The organism is Haloferula sp. (genome assembly GCF_049672945.1).
In the GTDB taxonomy this organism is placed as follows: domain Bacteria; phylum Verrucomicrobiota; class Verrucomicrobiia; order Verrucomicrobiales; family Akkermansiaceae; genus Haloferula.
In genome coordinates this window covers 48,717-64,183 of sequence record NZ_JBATWY010000218.1, presented here as the reverse complement: position 1 = coordinate 64,183, position 15,467 = coordinate 48,717, and the positions used below count along the sequence as shown (strand labels likewise).

At 58.6% G+C, this 15,467-nt stretch carries 14 protein-coding genes; 9 read left to right on the top strand and 5 right to left on the bottom strand.

Annotated elements, in window-relative coordinates:
• Positions 1 to 123 precede the first annotated feature (123 nt).
• Positions 124 to 1,023, bottom strand: a complete 900-nt coding sequence (locus tag WBG04_RS19215) for a calcium/sodium antiporter (protein ID WP_424316338.1) — start codon at positions 1,021 to 1,023, stop codon at positions 124 to 126.
• A 155-nt stretch (positions 1,024 to 1,178) separates the two neighbouring features.
• On the opposite strand from WBG04_RS19215, the gene nuoD reads away from it, so the two are divergent.
• Genes nuoD through nuoF form a run of 4 tightly spaced genes read left to right on the top strand, consistent with a single transcriptional unit; the run spans position 1,179 to position 5,144 of the window.
• The gene (gene nuoD / locus WBG04_RS19210; RefSeq protein WP_424316337.1) at positions 1,179 to 2,426 is read left to right on the top strand and encodes an NADH dehydrogenase (quinone) subunit D; all 1,248 of its coding nucleotides are present in this window, start codon (positions 1,179 to 1,181) and stop codon (positions 2,424 to 2,426) included.
• Positions 2,427 to 2,444: 18 nt separating this feature from the next.
• Entirely contained in the window at positions 2,445 to 3,128 is a 684-nt protein-coding gene (locus WBG04_RS19205; protein ID WP_424316336.1) for a thioredoxin-like domain-containing protein, read from the top strand.
• 9 nt (positions 3,129 to 3,137) lie between these two features.
• Positions 3,138 to 3,722, top strand: a complete 585-nt coding sequence (locus WBG04_RS19200) for an NAD(P)H-dependent oxidoreductase subunit E (RefSeq protein WP_424316335.1) — start codon at positions 3,138 to 3,140, stop codon at positions 3,720 to 3,722.
• 15 nt (positions 3,723 to 3,737) lie between these two features.
• Positions 3,738 to 5,144: an NADH-quinone oxidoreductase subunit NuoF gene (nuoF, locus tag WBG04_RS19195; RefSeq protein WP_424316334.1), complete on the top strand. Its 1,407-nt coding sequence runs from the start codon at positions 3,738 to 3,740 to the stop codon at positions 5,142 to 5,144.
• Between the two features lie 111 nt (positions 5,145 to 5,255).
• On the opposite strand, the gene WBG04_RS19190 is transcribed toward nuoF, so the two are convergent.
• Genes WBG04_RS19190 through WBG04_RS19175 form a run of 4 tightly spaced genes read right to left on the bottom strand, consistent with a single transcriptional unit; the run spans position 5,256 to position 9,092 of the window.
• The gene (locus WBG04_RS19190; RefSeq protein WP_424316333.1) at positions 5,256 to 5,786 is read right to left on the bottom strand and encodes a hypothetical protein; all 531 of its coding nucleotides are present in this window, start codon (positions 5,784 to 5,786) and stop codon (positions 5,256 to 5,258) included.
• A 57-nt stretch (positions 5,787 to 5,843) separates the two neighbouring features.
• Positions 5,844 to 7,025, bottom strand: a complete 1,182-nt coding sequence (locus WBG04_RS19185; RefSeq protein ID WP_424316332.1) for an RsmB/NOP family class I SAM-dependent RNA methyltransferase — start codon at positions 7,023 to 7,025, stop codon at positions 5,844 to 5,846.
• A 52-nt stretch (positions 7,026 to 7,077) separates the two neighbouring features.
• On the bottom strand, positions 7,078 to 7,824 hold the full coding sequence (locus tag WBG04_RS19180) for a cysteine hydrolase family protein (RefSeq protein ID WP_424316331.1): 747 nt from the start codon (positions 7,822 to 7,824) through the stop codon (positions 7,078 to 7,080).
• Complete coding sequence (locus WBG04_RS19175) at positions 7,821 to 9,092, bottom strand: Zn-dependent hydrolase (protein WP_424316330.1); 1,272 nt, start codon at positions 9,090 to 9,092, stop codon at positions 7,821 to 7,823. The genes WBG04_RS19180 and WBG04_RS19175 overlap by 4 nt, the downstream gene beginning before the upstream one ends.
• 174 nt (positions 9,093 to 9,266) lie before the next feature.
• On the opposite strand from WBG04_RS19175, the gene WBG04_RS19170 reads away from it, so the two are divergent.
• The 5 genes from WBG04_RS19170 to WBG04_RS19150 all read left to right on the top strand — a co-directional run bounded on the left by WBG04_RS19170 (position 9,267) and on the right by WBG04_RS19150 (position 15,454).
• Positions 9,267 to 9,710 carry a hypothetical protein gene (locus WBG04_RS19170; RefSeq protein ID WP_424316329.1) on the top strand — a complete coding sequence of 148 codons (444 nt, stop codon included), beginning with the start codon at positions 9,267 to 9,269 and terminating at the stop codon, positions 9,708 to 9,710.
• On the top strand, positions 9,707 to 11,128 hold the full coding sequence (locus tag WBG04_RS19165; protein WP_424316328.1) for a sodium:solute symporter family transporter: 1,422 nt from the start codon (positions 9,707 to 9,709) through the stop codon (positions 11,126 to 11,128). The genes WBG04_RS19170 and WBG04_RS19165 overlap by 4 nt, the downstream gene beginning before the upstream one ends.
• A gap of 150 nt (positions 11,129 to 11,278) precedes the next feature.
• Positions 11,279 to 12,358, top strand: coding sequence for an aspartate/ornithine carbamoyltransferase family protein (locus WBG04_RS19160; protein WP_424316327.1), 1,080 nt, complete (start codon positions 11,279 to 11,281; stop codon positions 12,356 to 12,358).
• A gap of 47 nt (positions 12,359 to 12,405) precedes the next feature.
• Positions 12,406 to 14,355, top strand: a complete 1,950-nt coding sequence (gene asnB / locus WBG04_RS19155; protein ID WP_424316326.1) for an asparagine synthase (glutamine-hydrolyzing) — start codon at positions 12,406 to 12,408, stop codon at positions 14,353 to 14,355.
• 97 nt (positions 14,356 to 14,452) lie between these two features.
• Positions 14,453 to 15,454, top strand: coding sequence for a beta-ketoacyl-ACP synthase III (locus WBG04_RS19150; RefSeq protein ID WP_424316325.1), 1,002 nt, complete (start codon positions 14,453 to 14,455; stop codon positions 15,452 to 15,454).
• Positions 15,455 to 15,467: the final 13 nt, after the last annotated feature.

Here is a 15,467-nt window from a genome sequence, read left to right as displayed (position 1 = left end):
GCATCCCAGACCGAGAAAATCGCTCAAGAAAGATGTGATCCGCCCTCATTTCGAAGCTCATCCACCAGATTCAGGAAGACCCGTAGATCCTTGTGCTCAAATCATCCGATTGTGGGACGGGCTCTAGATACCGAGAAGAAACAGGCCCTCGCCTCTTCCGATCGTCTTTCCGGTCCACATCAGTGGTGTCAGCACGACTGCGACACCAAGCATGAACCACTGATCCGAAGGGCGGATTCCGAGCGCCTGAATGGGATGAATCAAGGCTGCAAGCCCAAGTACGAACAGGATGTTGAAAATGTTCGAGCCGACCACATTGCCAAGTGAGATATCCGACTGACCACGAATCGCTCCGACGATTGAAGTCGCCAATTCCGGCATCGACGTTCCGGCTGCGATCACCGTCAGCCCAATGACCGCCTCGGAAACGCCCCAGGCACGCGCCAGCAGCACCGCATTATCCACCAGCAACTGGGACCCAAAGGCGAGAATCAACAAACCCGCGAGGACAAACCCGATCCCTTTCCCAAGAGGCATGCTGGCCGTATCTCCCTCCTGCACCTCGGCCGTGACCACCCCTCTCGAGTGGCGGATGATCCACCAGGTGTAGATCCCACTCATTGCAAGCAGCAGACCGCCTTCCCAGCGCTCGATCACCGAGTCCCGAAGAACGAACAATCCCAACAGAGTGACACCCACCATCACCGGACCATCCCGCCGGACAATCGTCGAACTTGCCCCAATCGGCTTGATCAGCGCGGCGATGCCCAGAATCACCGCGATGTTGAAAATATTGGAACCGATCACGTTTCCCACCGCGATCCCCGCCTGACCTGCCATTGCCGCCTTCACCGAGACCAGCAACTCCGGCGACGAGGTCCCATAGGCGACCACGGTCAATCCCACCACCAGCGCGGTCAGTCCAAGCCGCAGCGCCAACCCGGCCCCCCCACGGACCAGGAGCTCAGCCCCTACAAAAAGGAACCCGAAGCTCAACACCGTCATCAAAGCTGCCGTGACCATCAATGCCTTTTATCTCAACGCCGTCTGCATGCGAGTGGGATTGTTCCCGCAAATCCCACTTGTTGATCGTCACTCTTCCCCACTTTGTGAAAAATTTCACAAACCCCTTGCCCGTAGGCCAAACATGATGCCTCATTCGCCAGACGGTAAGTTTCATGAGCAGTTCCACGACCGATTACGAAGCCCCCGATATCGCAGCCAAGGCTGCCGATTATCACGCGGAGACCGACGACCTGATGGGCGAAAAGATGGTCCTCAATATGGGGCCGTCCCATCCCGCCACCCACGGCGTGCTGCGGCTCATCCTTGAGCTTGATGGGGAAGTCATCGAGAAGGCGGATCCCGACGTGGGCTTCCTTCATCGTGGAGATGAGAAGATCGCCGAGAGCATGCACTACAACCAGTTCGTCCCCTACACGGACCGATTGGACTACCTCGCCCCCCTGGCCAACAATGTCGCCTACGCCTGCGCGGTTGAAAAGCTGATGGGGTGGGAGCTCCCTCCACGCGGCCAAGCCGTGCGCGTCCTTTGCTGCGAACTCGCCCGCATCTCCTCCCACATGCTCGGTGTTGGCGTCTGCGCCATGGACGTCGGGGCGATGACCGTTTTCCTCTACACCTTCACCGAACGCGAAAAGGTCTACAACCTCTGCGAACAGCTCACTGGAGCACGCTTCACCACTTCCTACACACGTGTCGGAGGACAGGTCCGCGACATGCCCCCGGGCTTTCCCGATGCGGTGCGCGTCTTTCTCAAAGAGTGCGAAGTCACGATCGACGAGGTCGGCCGACTCCTCGACAAGAACAAGATCTTCATCAACCGGATGGCCGACATCGGCGTGATCTCGAAGAAACAGGCCATCGCTTGGGGACTGACGGGACCCAACCTCCGGGCTTCGGGTTCGACCCGCGACTTGCGCAAAGACAGCCCCTACCTCGGCTACGACAAATACGATTTCGACATCGCGATCGCCGACGAAGGCGACTGCTACGCACGCTATCAGGTGCGCATGGAGGAAATGAGGCAATCGATCCGCATCTGCCGCCAGGTGCTCGACACGATGCCCGATGGGCCGGTGAATCTTGCCCATTCGAAAAGCATGCTGCCGGACAAGGAGCGCGTGATGATGTCGATGGAAGAACTCATCCACCACTTTATCGTCGCCACCCAGGGCATCGATGCCCCGGCGGGCGAAGTCTACTTCGGTGCCGAGAACCCAAAGGGTGAGCTTGGCTTCTACATCCACTCAACCGGTGGCGGGGTTCCCAACCGCCTCAAGATCCGCAGCCCCTCTTTCTGCAACCTCTCCCTTTGTTCGAAACTCCTCCCAGGGCATATGGTTTCAGATATTCCCGCGATCCTCGGTTCTCTCGATTTCGTGATGGGCGAATGCGATCGTTGAGCGTATATCTTTACTGCTATGAAGACAACAATTCTACTCGCCACTCTCGCCCTTAGCGGATTTGCCTTCGCGGAATTCGAAACATGGACCAGCAGCGACGGCCGCAGTGCCGAACTCGAATTGGTCAGGGTGACCGAGTCAGGTGGCGAAAAAACCGGTGAGTTCAAGCTGAAGAACGGCAAAATCGTCAAGATCCCCGCTTCGGGACTCACGGATGATGACGCCAAGCGCCTGAACGAGTGGAAGTCGCCCGAGGAAATCGCTGCCGCAGAGGCCGCTCCACCCAGCGTTTTCGACGAGATTCTCGACGGCAATTTGGTCCGACTCGAAGGAAAGTCGCTCAAGAAATTGAAGGACGCCACGAAGCCTGAGAAATTCTACGTCTTCTACTACACCGCCTCCTGGTGCGGACCCTGTCAGAAGTATACTCCTTCGCTCGTCGAATTCTACAACAAGCACAAGAACGACAACTTCGAGATCGTCCTGATTACCAGCGATAGCAACGAAGCCTCCATGGAGGAGTATGCAAAGTCGAAGGAGATGCCCTGGCCTCAACTCAAGATGAAGGAGGTCGAAGATTTCAAGAAAGAGTTCAAGCACGGCGTGACCGGCATTCCTTCAGTGATCGTCTGCAAGCTGGACGGCACCAATCTGGGGAACTTCCGCGACCTCAACGCGCTGGAAAAACTCGTCACCGAGTAAGAGTTCACCATGAGTCAGTCTGCCCTCGAAGCATCCATCGCCTCTCCGGAAACACCCGGCAGCAAGCACTTCCCGCCCTTCGTCGCATCCCCGCAATTGGACGAGGAGGCAAACCTGCGGCTCGCCCAGTTCCCGGACGACCAGCGTCGCTCGGCGGTGCTGCCGATTCTCCACTTCATCCAGCACCACCACGGATTCATTTCCGCGGAAGGCATCCAGTGGACCGCGGACAAGGTGGGCATCGAACCCGTCAAGGTCCTCGAAGTCGTGACCTTCTATCCCGGTTTCCGTCAGTCGGCACCGGGCAAGTTTCACGTTCGCGTCTGCCGCACCCTGTCCTGCGCCATGGGCGGTTCCTACGAACTGATGAACAAGCTCTGCGAGCTGATGAAGATCGACCCTGATTCGCTCGATCCTCATCACCACCCGATCGCCGTTTCACCGTGCGGCACCTGGTCGGTCGAATTCGCCGAGTGCCTTGCCTCCTGCGGCACGGCTCCCGTTGCACTCGTCAACGACGACTTCCACGAAGGTGTCGGAGAAGACAAGGCAGAGGCCCTGATGAAACAATATTCCAGCGGAAACAGCCACTAACTCGATTTTTCAACCGTGAGCGAAGTCCAATACCTCGAGGGCAAGCAGCCCGATCCGCGCGAACACCGCATGATCTTCAGAAATGTTGACCGTGTCGGCTGGGACCCCTCCATCGATACCTATCTCAACGATGGCGGATACGAACAGTTGAAGACAGCTCTTGGCATGGAGCCCAAGGCGATCACGGAGGAAGTCAAGAAGTCCGGTCTGCGCGGACGCGGCGGTGCGGGATTTCCGACCGGGGTGAAGTGGACATTCATTCCACCGAACAACACCAAGCCGGTCTATCTGATCTGCAACGCCGACGAATCGGAGCCCGGCACATTCAAGGACCGCTACATCCTTCATCAGGATCCCCACCAACTGATCGAAGGCATGGTCATCTCATGCTTCGCCGTTGGTGCCCACGTCGCCTACATCTACATCCGCGAAGAGTTTCCCGAAGCCGCCATCATCCTCGAAAAGGCCATCGCAGAGGCAAAAGAGAGGAATTTCGCCGGCAAGAACGTCCTCGGTTCCGGCTTCGACGTCGAGATCTACGTTCACCGTGGCGCGGCTGCCTACATCTGTGGTGAGGAAACAGGCCTGATCGAATCACTCGAAGGTAAGCGGGCCTATCCACGGATCAAGCCCCCCTACTTTCCCGCAGCTCTCGGTCTCTACATGTGCCCGACCATCGTCAACAACGTCGAATCACTCTGCCACGTAAAGCACATCATTCAGATGGGCGGAGAGGGTTATGCCAATCTCGGCGTCGCCCGGAATACCGGCACCCGCATCCTCTGCGTCTCCGGCGATGTGAAGAAACCCGGCTACTTCGAAGTGGAAGTGGGCAAGGTTACCATGCGCGAGCTCATCTACGACATGTGTGGTGGACCGAAGGACGGTCGCGAGCTCAAGGCCGTCATTCCCGGTGGCTCGTCATCCAAAATCCTGCGCTGCGACGAGACCTTCAAGCTCAAGAACCCCGACGGCACCGAGCGCGATCTCGACTTCTGGGACATCCCGATGGACTTTGATTCGCTTGCCGCCTGCGGATCCATGGCCGGTTCCGGTGGCGTGATCGTCATCGATGACTCCCGCAAGATTTCGTGGGTCCTCAATAACATCAACGCCTTCTACGCTCACGAATCCTGTGGTCAGTGCACGCCGTGCCGCGAGGGCTCGACTTGGATGCGCAAAATCTCGGATCGCCTTGTCGCCGGTGAAGCCACACCCGAGGACATCGACACCTTGGAGAGCGTTGCCTACCAGATCGACGGTCGCACGATCTGCGCCTTCGGCGAAGCCTCATCGTGGCCGGTGGAAGCGATCATCGCGAAGTTCCGCGACGAGCTCATCGCCGATACCAAGCCTGGCAACCCCAACGAGCCACACAATCCCGAAGCCGTCGCCCAGCGACGCTTCCTCGAGCACGCCTGAGGAGTGGCGCTTAGGAGTGGCGCTCTCCCGAGCACCATGAGTGGGCGAGGCGCCTTTCCAGTCGCACGCCGCAATCAAGATGTCAGCCGATCCCTACCGCCCGCTTGAGCGTCACCGCTTCGCTTCCTCGATTTCCCGGATCAACTTCGCCCGCCTCTCATTCATTTTCGACAACCCGTTCTGATAGGCTCCGGCTTTCGACGAGCTCTTGGCCATTCCAAAAATCGCGATACCAATGAAGAGCAGACCGAACATCACGAATGGTGTCGGCGCGCCCATGGAGCCCGCCAAGCTCATCCAAATGACGGCAAAGATAATCGCCCCGACACCACCAACTACGGAGCCACCCGTAGATGGAACCGAGCGGTGCCCGTTCCGACTCGTCACCATATAGCCTTGTGTCTCCCGTTCCCATTCGCGGTCGAGTTTCTCAAGTTCATTCTGCAGGCGGATCACCTTGAGATCTCCCGCCATCTCCTCGCTCTGCTTCTCCAACTTCGCCAACACCCGCGTGTGGGTCGTGGTCGAATCGTGCACCACCTCAAGCTTCGCTCCGCAGTAGTTGCAGTTCACAAAGCGGATATCCTCATTCACTTCAAGATCCGCCCCGCATCCCTGACAGCATACTTTCGTTATCTTCATACTCCAGTTTCTAAGGGATCAAGCCGAGCTGCGCAGTTCCAATTTTGCCAGGGAATCCTACCGCCTTTCAACTCGGGCGGCATAGAAGCCATCCCATCCTGTTTCCGCCGGAGAGACCACAGACTCCTGCGCAATCTTCCATCGACTGTCTCTGAGCACGAGCTCCTTGAGCAAGCCGGTATTCTCAGAAGGAAGGATCGAGCAAGTCGCATAGACCAGCTTTCCCTCGGGCTTCAGGAATTCGAGACAGTTCTCAAGCAAACGTTCCTGCAAATCCCTCGTCTCCAAAAGGATTTCCTCACTCAGTCGCCACTTCAGGTCGGGCTGGCGTCGCAGTGTTCCAAGACCCGAGCATGGGGCATCCACCAGCACGCGGTCCGCCCAGCCGATGCGCGATTTCAAGGTGTCTTTGCCCCACTCCTCCATCCTGATGTTCCTGGCACCGGCCCTTCCCGCTCTTCGCTTCAATTCAACCAGCTTCCTCGCCACCACATCCAAGGCAAGGATCTCGCCCGAGCCATTCATCTCCGAAGCAAGTTGCAAGGTCTTCCCTCCCGCTCCCGCGCACGCATCCACCACCCGCATCCCCGGCTCAACCTCAAGCATGGGAACGACGCTTTGCGATCCGGCATCCTGAATCTCCACCCGACCATCCTGAACCAATCGTTTTGGGAAAATCTTCCCCAACGGCAGCACGAGCGCATCGTCCAACCCTCCCACCTCCGCCACCTCGACATTTTCATCGGCCAACCAACTGAGGACCTCTCCCTTGGTCGCCATCAATCGGTTCACTCGGAGAAACACCGGGGCCCGCTGGTTCAGCGCTTCCAGCTCGGTGTCCCAGCGCAATCCCAGTTCGGCGCTCCCCAGTCGATCCAGCCAGTCGGGAATCGACTCCCGGATGGCACGCGGCTGTGAGTTTATCTGGAGTTCACGCGACGCCATCTCATCGAAACTTTCACCCGCCCACTCCCACCAATCCGGCAAATCAAATCCCTGCCTGCGCCACTCCGCCGCCAGCAGGCTGCGAAGGTCACCCGATCCCACGACAAACTCCAGCGCCCGTCGCCAGCGAACCACCTCCCACACCGATTCCGCGACGAATCCCCGGTCTCGCTTTCCCCACTTCGGGTTCGCCTTGAAAGCCTCCGCCATCACGCGATCAAGCACGCGACCTTCCTCGAAAACCTGTTGCAACAAGACCACACAGGCCTCCGCCAGAATACGGTGAATTCTCATCTGAATCCAAGCCTGCGCAGATCCAACGGAGTCGGGCAATGGGAACCTGTCCTCACGCCCCGCGACTGGTCAGAATCCCAGCGGTGGAAACCTGACTGAAGGTCCCGAGATCCCGCAAAACCTCCTCGACCGAAGAAATCCTTGAATACCGATCCCTCAAGGTCGCCAGCGAAGCTTCATGCAGCGCTTCGGTCACCGTCGCGCAGGCATCGTCGACCACGGTCACAAAGTAGCCGAGATCACACGCGTCTCGGGCCGTCGTCTCGACACACTCGTTGGTGTAGACGCCGGTCAGATAGAGCGTCTTGATCCCCATATTACTAAGAACGTAGTGCAAGTTGGTGCTCGAAAAGACGCCACTGGCGGTCTTGTTGATGATGATCTCGTCACCCTGAGGCGCGACTTCCTCAAGAAACTCCGCCTCCTTGCTCCCCGGAGCCGCTAGAAGATTGAGACGCCGATGTCCGGCCCCACGGTCTCGACCGTCCTTGGTCAGGGCACAAATCCGGCAGTGGATAACCTCCAGCTCGCAGCTACGAAACTTGTCCTGCAAGCGCCGGATACCCGGCAGCACGGTCTGCTTGAGACGGTCAAAGTAGTACTTCCTCCCCTCCTCCGGCACGCCACTGCTGTGAGGATCGGCGAACAGCCCGTATCCCTCCGCCGCATCCAGATACTGGACATCAATGCACATCAGCGCCACCCGGCCATCGGCAAGATGCTCGACTCGGCGCGGATTGGTAATGAAAGCCTCGCGATAATTCTCCCGCAGCGGGTCGTTGATGGGTGTGACACTCATGATTCACTTTCCTCCCCTCCTTTGAATGCGAAGCCTTCAATCGCCTGCAGCATCACCCGCGCACCGGCTTCGATGTCATCGTAATCGGTCCATTCCAAAGGAGAATGCGACCGACCGCCCTTCGAAGGCACGAAGATCATCGCAACCGGACAGATCGTCGCCATGATTTGGGCATCGTGGGCGGCGCCCGATGGCATCCGTTGATACCTCACTCCACACTTTTTGGCCGCCGTTTCCACCCCTTCGACCAGCGCAGGATCGCAGTCGACAGGATGAATCCAGCTTTCCGTTTCATAGGAAAAGGTCAGACGCCGACGGCGGGCAATCGCGCTGAGCGCCTTATTGATCGAAGTCGCCAGCTCGCTCATCACGGTCTCATCGGTATCGCGCACATCGATGGAAAAACGGGCCTCGCCTGGCACCGTATTCGCCGAACCGGGAACGAGTTCGACGCGACCGATCGTCGCACGCGATTGCTCGCCACCGTTCTCATCGAGAATCCGGGGAAGTTCGTGAGCAAAATCCGCAACACCCATGAAGGCATCGCGCCTCATCGGCATCGGAGTGGTCCCGGCATGATTGGGTTCCCCCGAAAAAGTGACACTCCATTTGAACAGCCCGGTGATCGCTTCCACCACACCCACCTGCAGATGCTCTTCGCTCAGCACCGGCCCCTGCTCGATATGCAGCTCAAGGTAGGCCGCAATCGTTCGCGGATCACGACGGGCCTCCAGCGCCTGCCATGGATCAAGCCCGAGTTCCTCCATCACGCTTGAGAGTTTCACCCCGTCCAAGTCGGAGGCGCTGTGAATCGTATCCGGCGTGATTCTACCAGCGAAAGCCTGTGAGCCAAACATGCCTCCGAAGCGACCTTCCTCGTCCGAAAATGCGATCAGCTCAATCGAACACTGCGGCACCTTCCCCGCCTCTTTCAGCGATCGCAAGCACTCAAGGCCGGTCAAAACACCCAGCGTGCCATCAAGCACTCCAGCGCAGGGAACGGTGTCGATATGCGATCCGATCAGCAGCACCGGTGCCTCCGGATCTCGACCCGTCAAACGGCCGATGACATTGCCAGCCCCGTCGCGAGAGGTCTCGAGACCAATCTCCAGCATCTGCTTTTCCAGCCAGTCTTTTCCCTCCATGTCGGCAGGCGTAAAGGCCATCCGATAGAGCCCGCCATCTTCCTCCCTCCCGATCTCAGCGAGGCACCGGAGGTCTTCCCGCAGCCTGTCGATGGATATTTCAGCTTTCGTCGTCGCAAGCATTGGAAACAGGGAAACCCACCATCGGCGATGATTCAAACCCGAAAGAAATTGCATTTCAATCATCCGCCGTCAGTCTTTCCCGGACGTTTTTGTCAAAGTAACCCGCTTTCGCTCGAACCTTTCCCTGTCACTGTCGTCATCCGTCATCTTCTTTCCAAACGACGCGCAAGTCTCTTGCTGCTCTGCTTCACCTGCATTTTCGCAGGTTTTTCCCCTGCCCTCGCTGTAGTTCCTCCCGAACTAAACTGTGCCCTTCCCGCAGAAGATGGAATCCATCGAAGTAGCGACGGGGTGGTGGATTTGAAATGGACCGATCAGCGCGCCCTCACCTATCAGCTCGAACAACAGACCAATGGGGGCGACTTCGAGCTCCGCTACGAAGGTCCCGACCAAAGCAGCGTCCGCACGGGACTATCGCAAGGGGATCACGTCTTTCGAGTCAGATCGATTGATTCTGAAGGCCAGGCAAGCGCATGGACGGATATCCGGATCCAGGTCGAATACATGGAACCGGCACGGGTTCGCCTTCTTCTCATCACTGGCGGCATCGTGGTTCTGGCGACGATCAGCGTGATCATCTTCGGTCATCTCAACCACCGAAAGGAGGAATCCGCATGATCCTCGCCCTGACACTTACCCCCACCACCGGCTGGGTCGTAGTGATCGCCCTCGGCATTCTGTGGGTCGGACTCGGTCTCTACTGGGGTCGCAAAGCAAAGGACTCCGAAGGCTTCATGCTGGCCGGACGAAACATCGGTCTCGCCTTGGGATCGGCCACCGCGATGGCCACCTGGATCACCTCCAACACCGTCATGGTCGCGCCCAAGCTGGCCTTCACCCAAGGTATCTGGGGCATGATTGGCTATTCAACCGCAGCCTTCGGCTTGATGCTCTTCGCACCACTGGCGATGCGTATTCGCCGCTTGCTTCCTGAAGGTGTGACTGCCGGAGATTTCTTCCGTCAACGCTATGGCCTGACCGGCTGGATCATCTTCTTTATCATCACGCTGGTCTATTCGATCGCCTGGCTCGTCACCATGGCCATCGCCGGCGGCGAACTGCTCAACGTCCTGACCGGCATTCCCTATGTGCAGGGCATGTCGCTGATCCTGATCGTCTGTGTGCTCTACACCATCTTTGGTGGCCTCTACGCGGTGGTCGGGACCGACTTCATCCAGAGTCTGATCATCCTGATTGGAATCGTGATCATCGGAGTGCTGGTGCTGACCCGACTCGATATCGGCGCTGCCCACGAACAACTTAGCAAGGTCCAACCCGAGCTGCTCAGTTCAACCATGCCCGTCGCCCTGCTCGCCTTCTTCAACATCATGCTGTTTGGCTTCGGTGAGGTCTTCCACAACAACGTGTGGTGGTCGCGCGCTTTTGCCATGCGAGAGAAGATCGCACCGAAAGCCTTTTTTCTCTCCGGCATCCTCTGGTTTCCGATCCCCATCGCCGCCGGATTTGCCGCGCTCGCCGCCGGTCCGCTCGGCGTCAATATCACCGACTCGAATCAGACCGGTCCGGCAGTGGCCGAACATGTGATGGCTCAAGCCGGCCTCGAAGCGTATGCGGGCTTACTGATTCTGATCGTTCTGTTTTGCTCGATTGCCTCGTCGATCGACTCGCTGCTGGCTGCAACGTCCGACCTCATCCTCAATGACTTCTCCCGCAAAGTCGGGCATCAAGAACCATCCGAGAAAAATTTCCGCCGTGGTGCCACCATCGTTACCCTATCTGTTGGTGCCCTCGCTTGGACTCTCGCCGTGCCGCGCTGGCCCTTGGTCGATGTCCTCTATTCATCCGGGCCACTGGTTGCTTCGTTGATCTGGCCGGTGATCGCCGGACTCTACTGGAAACGCATCAACCGCCCGGTGGTGCTCGGCGGGATCATCACCGGATGCACCCTCGGAGTCATCGCCTACTACCACCCGGATTTCGGCTGGTACACCGCGTCGCTCATCGGTGCCGCCATTTCCATGCTTGCAACCATCGCCGCCCGTTGGATCGCTCCCAAACCTTATCCTACCGCCTGAACCATGTTCTCCAGCGCCTTTCTCTTGTTTATCGTCGTCACCAGCCTGGTCTGGACCGCCGGCGGTGCTTTGGCGCTGATCCTGCTGCTCATCCGTGACTGGAAGAACGGGGAACTTTGGTAAAACCCTGAAATTGACCACCCCGTGACGATGAACGACTCGCTCGAACCCAATCCCGCGACGCCCTACTTGCAACCACCCCGCGGCTCCGAAGCCACTCGGCCGGAACCGCGCAACCTCTTCAAGGCCGCACCGCCCGACCTCAACGTCCTCGCTGAGTTGTCCGGACAAAACGTCCTCTACGCCCGCCAGTTCAGCTTCAGACAAGTCGCCGAACTTTGCAAACTGGCCGCCTTTCTCGAACAAATCGAAATCTGGCCTCATCACCCCCTCGACGGCAAGATCGTCACAACGGCCTTCTTCGAAGCCTCCACCCGAACTCGGACCAGCTTCGAAAGCGCCGTCCATCGACTGGCCGGGAAAGTCATTTCCATTCCCGACGGCTCCATCACCGGTGCCAAAAAAGGCGAATCCCTGCAGGACATCGGAGAGATGTTCAACGCCTACTGCGACTGCGTGGTGATGCGCCACACCGAAACGGACGCGCCGAAACGGATCCTCGAGAACCTCCGCGTCCCACTCATCAACGCCGGCAACGGCTCCGGCGAGCATCCAACACAAGCCCTCGCCGACTGGTTCGCCCTCTTGAAGTGGATGCCCTCACTGGCTGCGCCATTCGAAACCGGCGACCGCAGACTGGAGCTCGGCATCCTCGGCACTCCCGGCTCGATGCGCGCGGTAAAGTCATTCCTCTTGATGGCGCTCAACTTCAGCGACCACATCAAAAAGGTCACCGTGATTTCAGAAATGGCCGACCCCTTCGGAGAAGATGTCACCGAGAAGCTGAACAACGCGAATATCGACTACGAAGTGACCAACGACATCCGTGAAAACCTCCCCCGCCTCGATGTCATCTACATGAACTCAATCGCCTTTCTCGGCGACAGCTACAAGTCGCTCGACTCACGATACAAGCTTGATGCCGACAGCCCGCTCAAGTCCGACGCGGTGATCCTTCACCCCCTCGCTCGCCTCGACGAACTCGACACATCCTTGGACAAAACACCCCACAACCTGTACTTCTCACAAGCTCACGGTGCCGTCTTCATTCGTCAGGCCCTGCTCCTTGCCGTGCTCGGACGATTGGATCGGCTGCCCGAGTTTGCCTGAGCCAGCTCAACCACGAAACCTCTAGTTTTTACGGAAAATTCATCACTATGTGCGGTATCGCCGGATCTTTCTCAATCAAGCCACTCAATGACTCACGCGAGTCGATTCTCAACGAACAGCTTCAAGCCATTCTTCATCGAGGACCCGACGCCCAGACGACCTATCTCGACAAGCAGCACGGACTCGCCCTCGGCCACACCCGGCTATCGATCAATGACCTTGAAGGAGGCGTCCAACCGATCCGTTCCTTTGACGAACGCTTCACTGCCACCGTCAATGGCGAGTTCTACGACTTCAAGCATCACCGCTCGGTCCTGATGGCCGAAGGCCAGCGGTTCCGGACCAAGTCGGATTCGGAAATCGCGCTCGGCCTCTTCCGCAAGCACGGACTCGCCTTCACCAAATTCCTTCGTGGCGAATTCGCCTTCGCCCTGCATGACCGCGAGAAGGATGAACTCCTGCTGGTCCGCGACCGCTGGGGCATTCGCCCGATGTTCATCCACCTGCAGGACGATCACACCATCCACTGGGGTTCCGAGGTCAAGGCGCTGCTTGCCCACCCCGAGATCCCCGCCGAACTCGACGAGAAAGCTGCCCTCCACCAGCTCATGCAGACGATCGCGCCAGGCATGAGCGCGTTCAGGAACATCCACTCGCTCGATCCCGGCCACCTGCTTCGCATTCGAAAGAAGGGCGGACGGCTCGATATCGAGAAGATCAAGTACTGGGATCTCGATTTCCCCGAGGAAGGCGGCCACGACCATCCGGAGGATGAGGATTATCACGTCGAACTCGTCCGCGAACAACTGACCCGCGCCGTCGTGCTCCGACTCGAGGCAGACGTCCCCGTCGGCTGCTACCTTTCCGGTGGCATCGACTCCTGCTGCATCCTAGGCCTCGCGACCGGTGCCATGCAGTCCCCGGTCAAAGCCTTTACCATCGCCTTCGACAACGTCGACTACGATGAATCTAGTATCGCCAAAGAGATGGCCGTCTCCATGAGCGCCGATCAGGAGATGATCACGCTCGCTGCCGACGACCTCTACGGCCAAAACTACATCGACACCGTCTGGCATGCCGAACGCACGTTCTACAACACGCTCGGCGTCGCCAAGAACCTCATGTCGAAGCGCGTCTGGGACTGCGGCTACCGCTGCGTCATCACCGGTGAAGGCGCGGACGAACTGTTCGCCGGCTATCCGGGCTTCAAGCGCGACATGTTTCTCCACGGCATCGATCACGAACCGGATCACATCCGCGCGGAATACCAGGCGGCTCTTGAGAAAACCAACTCACTGTTCAAGGGAGCGATCCTCTCCGAGAACGAACGCCACCATCCGGCCTTCGAAGCCATTTGTGGTTTCACACCCTCGTGGATCCAACCATGGATGGAGACCCTGGATCTCGCTCGCCCCTTGCTCAACGACGACCTCGCTCACGAACTGCGCGATTACGACCCCATCGAGGAGATCGCCAACCGAATCGACGGCAGCATGATGGCCGGCCGCCATCCGCTCGATCGCGCCCAATACACCTGGGCCAAATGCCAGCTCGAAGGTCAGATCCTCAATTGGGGCGGCGACCGGGTCGACATGGCCAACTCGATGGAATCACGTCCCGCCTTTCTCGACCACCATCTCGCCGAAGCCGCCTTCAAGGTCCCACCGCACTACCGGATCAAAGGCAACATCGAGAAATACGTGCTGCGTGAAGCGGTCAAGGGCGTCCTGCCCGAGGTCCTCTACAAACGCGAAAAGTTCGCCTTCATGGCACCGCCGGCCCACACCGACGAAAAGAAAAAGGCCCGCGTCAATGAGCTGATCCACTCGTTTCTCAATCGCGATGCCGTCGCCAATTGCGGAATTCTTTCCCCCGACAAGGTCGACCGGTTCATCGCCGATTACCGCGCTGACCGGGACCCGACCTCGCTGGTTCGCAAAGACGCCCTGCTCAACCACCTCCTCGGCCTGCACATCCTGCACCACAAGTTCTGCTGAATTCCGGCCGCAGGTCTAGCAGTGCTGAATCAGGCCCGGCTTCCTGATTTGCATCCGCCCTTGCCCTCGCCGCCCGTGGCGCTCAAATTCCCCACCAATGAGCGACGCTACTTCCGCCGTCCCGGTCTGCATTGCCGGCACGGGCAGCTACCTTCCCGAGAAAGTCCTGACCAATGCCGACATCGAGAAAATCGTCGATACGACCGATGAATGGATTGTGACCCGCACCGGCATTAGGGAACGCCGCATCGCTGCCGAGGGCGAGTTCACCTCCCATATGGCGACCCATGCCGCCGAGAAGGCACTCGCACAGGCCGGTATCGCCGCGGAAGACATCCAGTTGATCATCGTCGCCACCATCACTCCGGATACCCTCACTCCCGCCACCGCCTGCTATGTCCAGCAGCGCCTCGGCGCCTTCGGAGCCGTCGCCTTCGATATTTCGGCAGCATGCTCGGGATTTCTTTACAGCATGAAGATCGCCAAGCGCCTGATTTCCGACGGTGCCTTCGAGAACGCCCTGATCATCGGTGCGGAAAAGCTCTCCTCGTTCGTCAATTGGGAGGACCGTAACACCTGCGTTCTCTTCGGCGATGGCGCCGGTGCCGCCGTGCTCAAAAAGGCCGGACCAGGAGATGGCGAAATCCTCGCCACGGAAATGGGCACTGACGGTCGTCAAACCCATCTTCTCAATATTCCCGGAGGCGGATCCGCGTGCCCGATCACCACCGAGAACGCCGACCAGCGGCTCGCCACGCTCGCCATGCTTGGCAAGGAAGTCTTCAAGCATGCCGTCACCCGCATGAAACAGTCGGCGGAAAAGGTCATCGAGCGCTCGAATCTAACTGCAGATGACATCGCACTGGTCGTTCCGCACCAGGCAAACCTGCGGATCATCGATGCGATTGCCGACCGACTCGACATTCCGGCCGAACGCGTTTTCACCAACCTTCAAAAATACGGCAACACCTCCGCCGCCGCCGTCGCCATTGCGCTCGACGAAGCGAACCGATCGGGCGCGATCAAGAAAGGTGAGCACGTCGTGCTGGTGGTGTTCGGTGCCGGTCTCACCTGGGCCGCGGCAGCAATCAGGTGGTAGACAATCCAAGCGA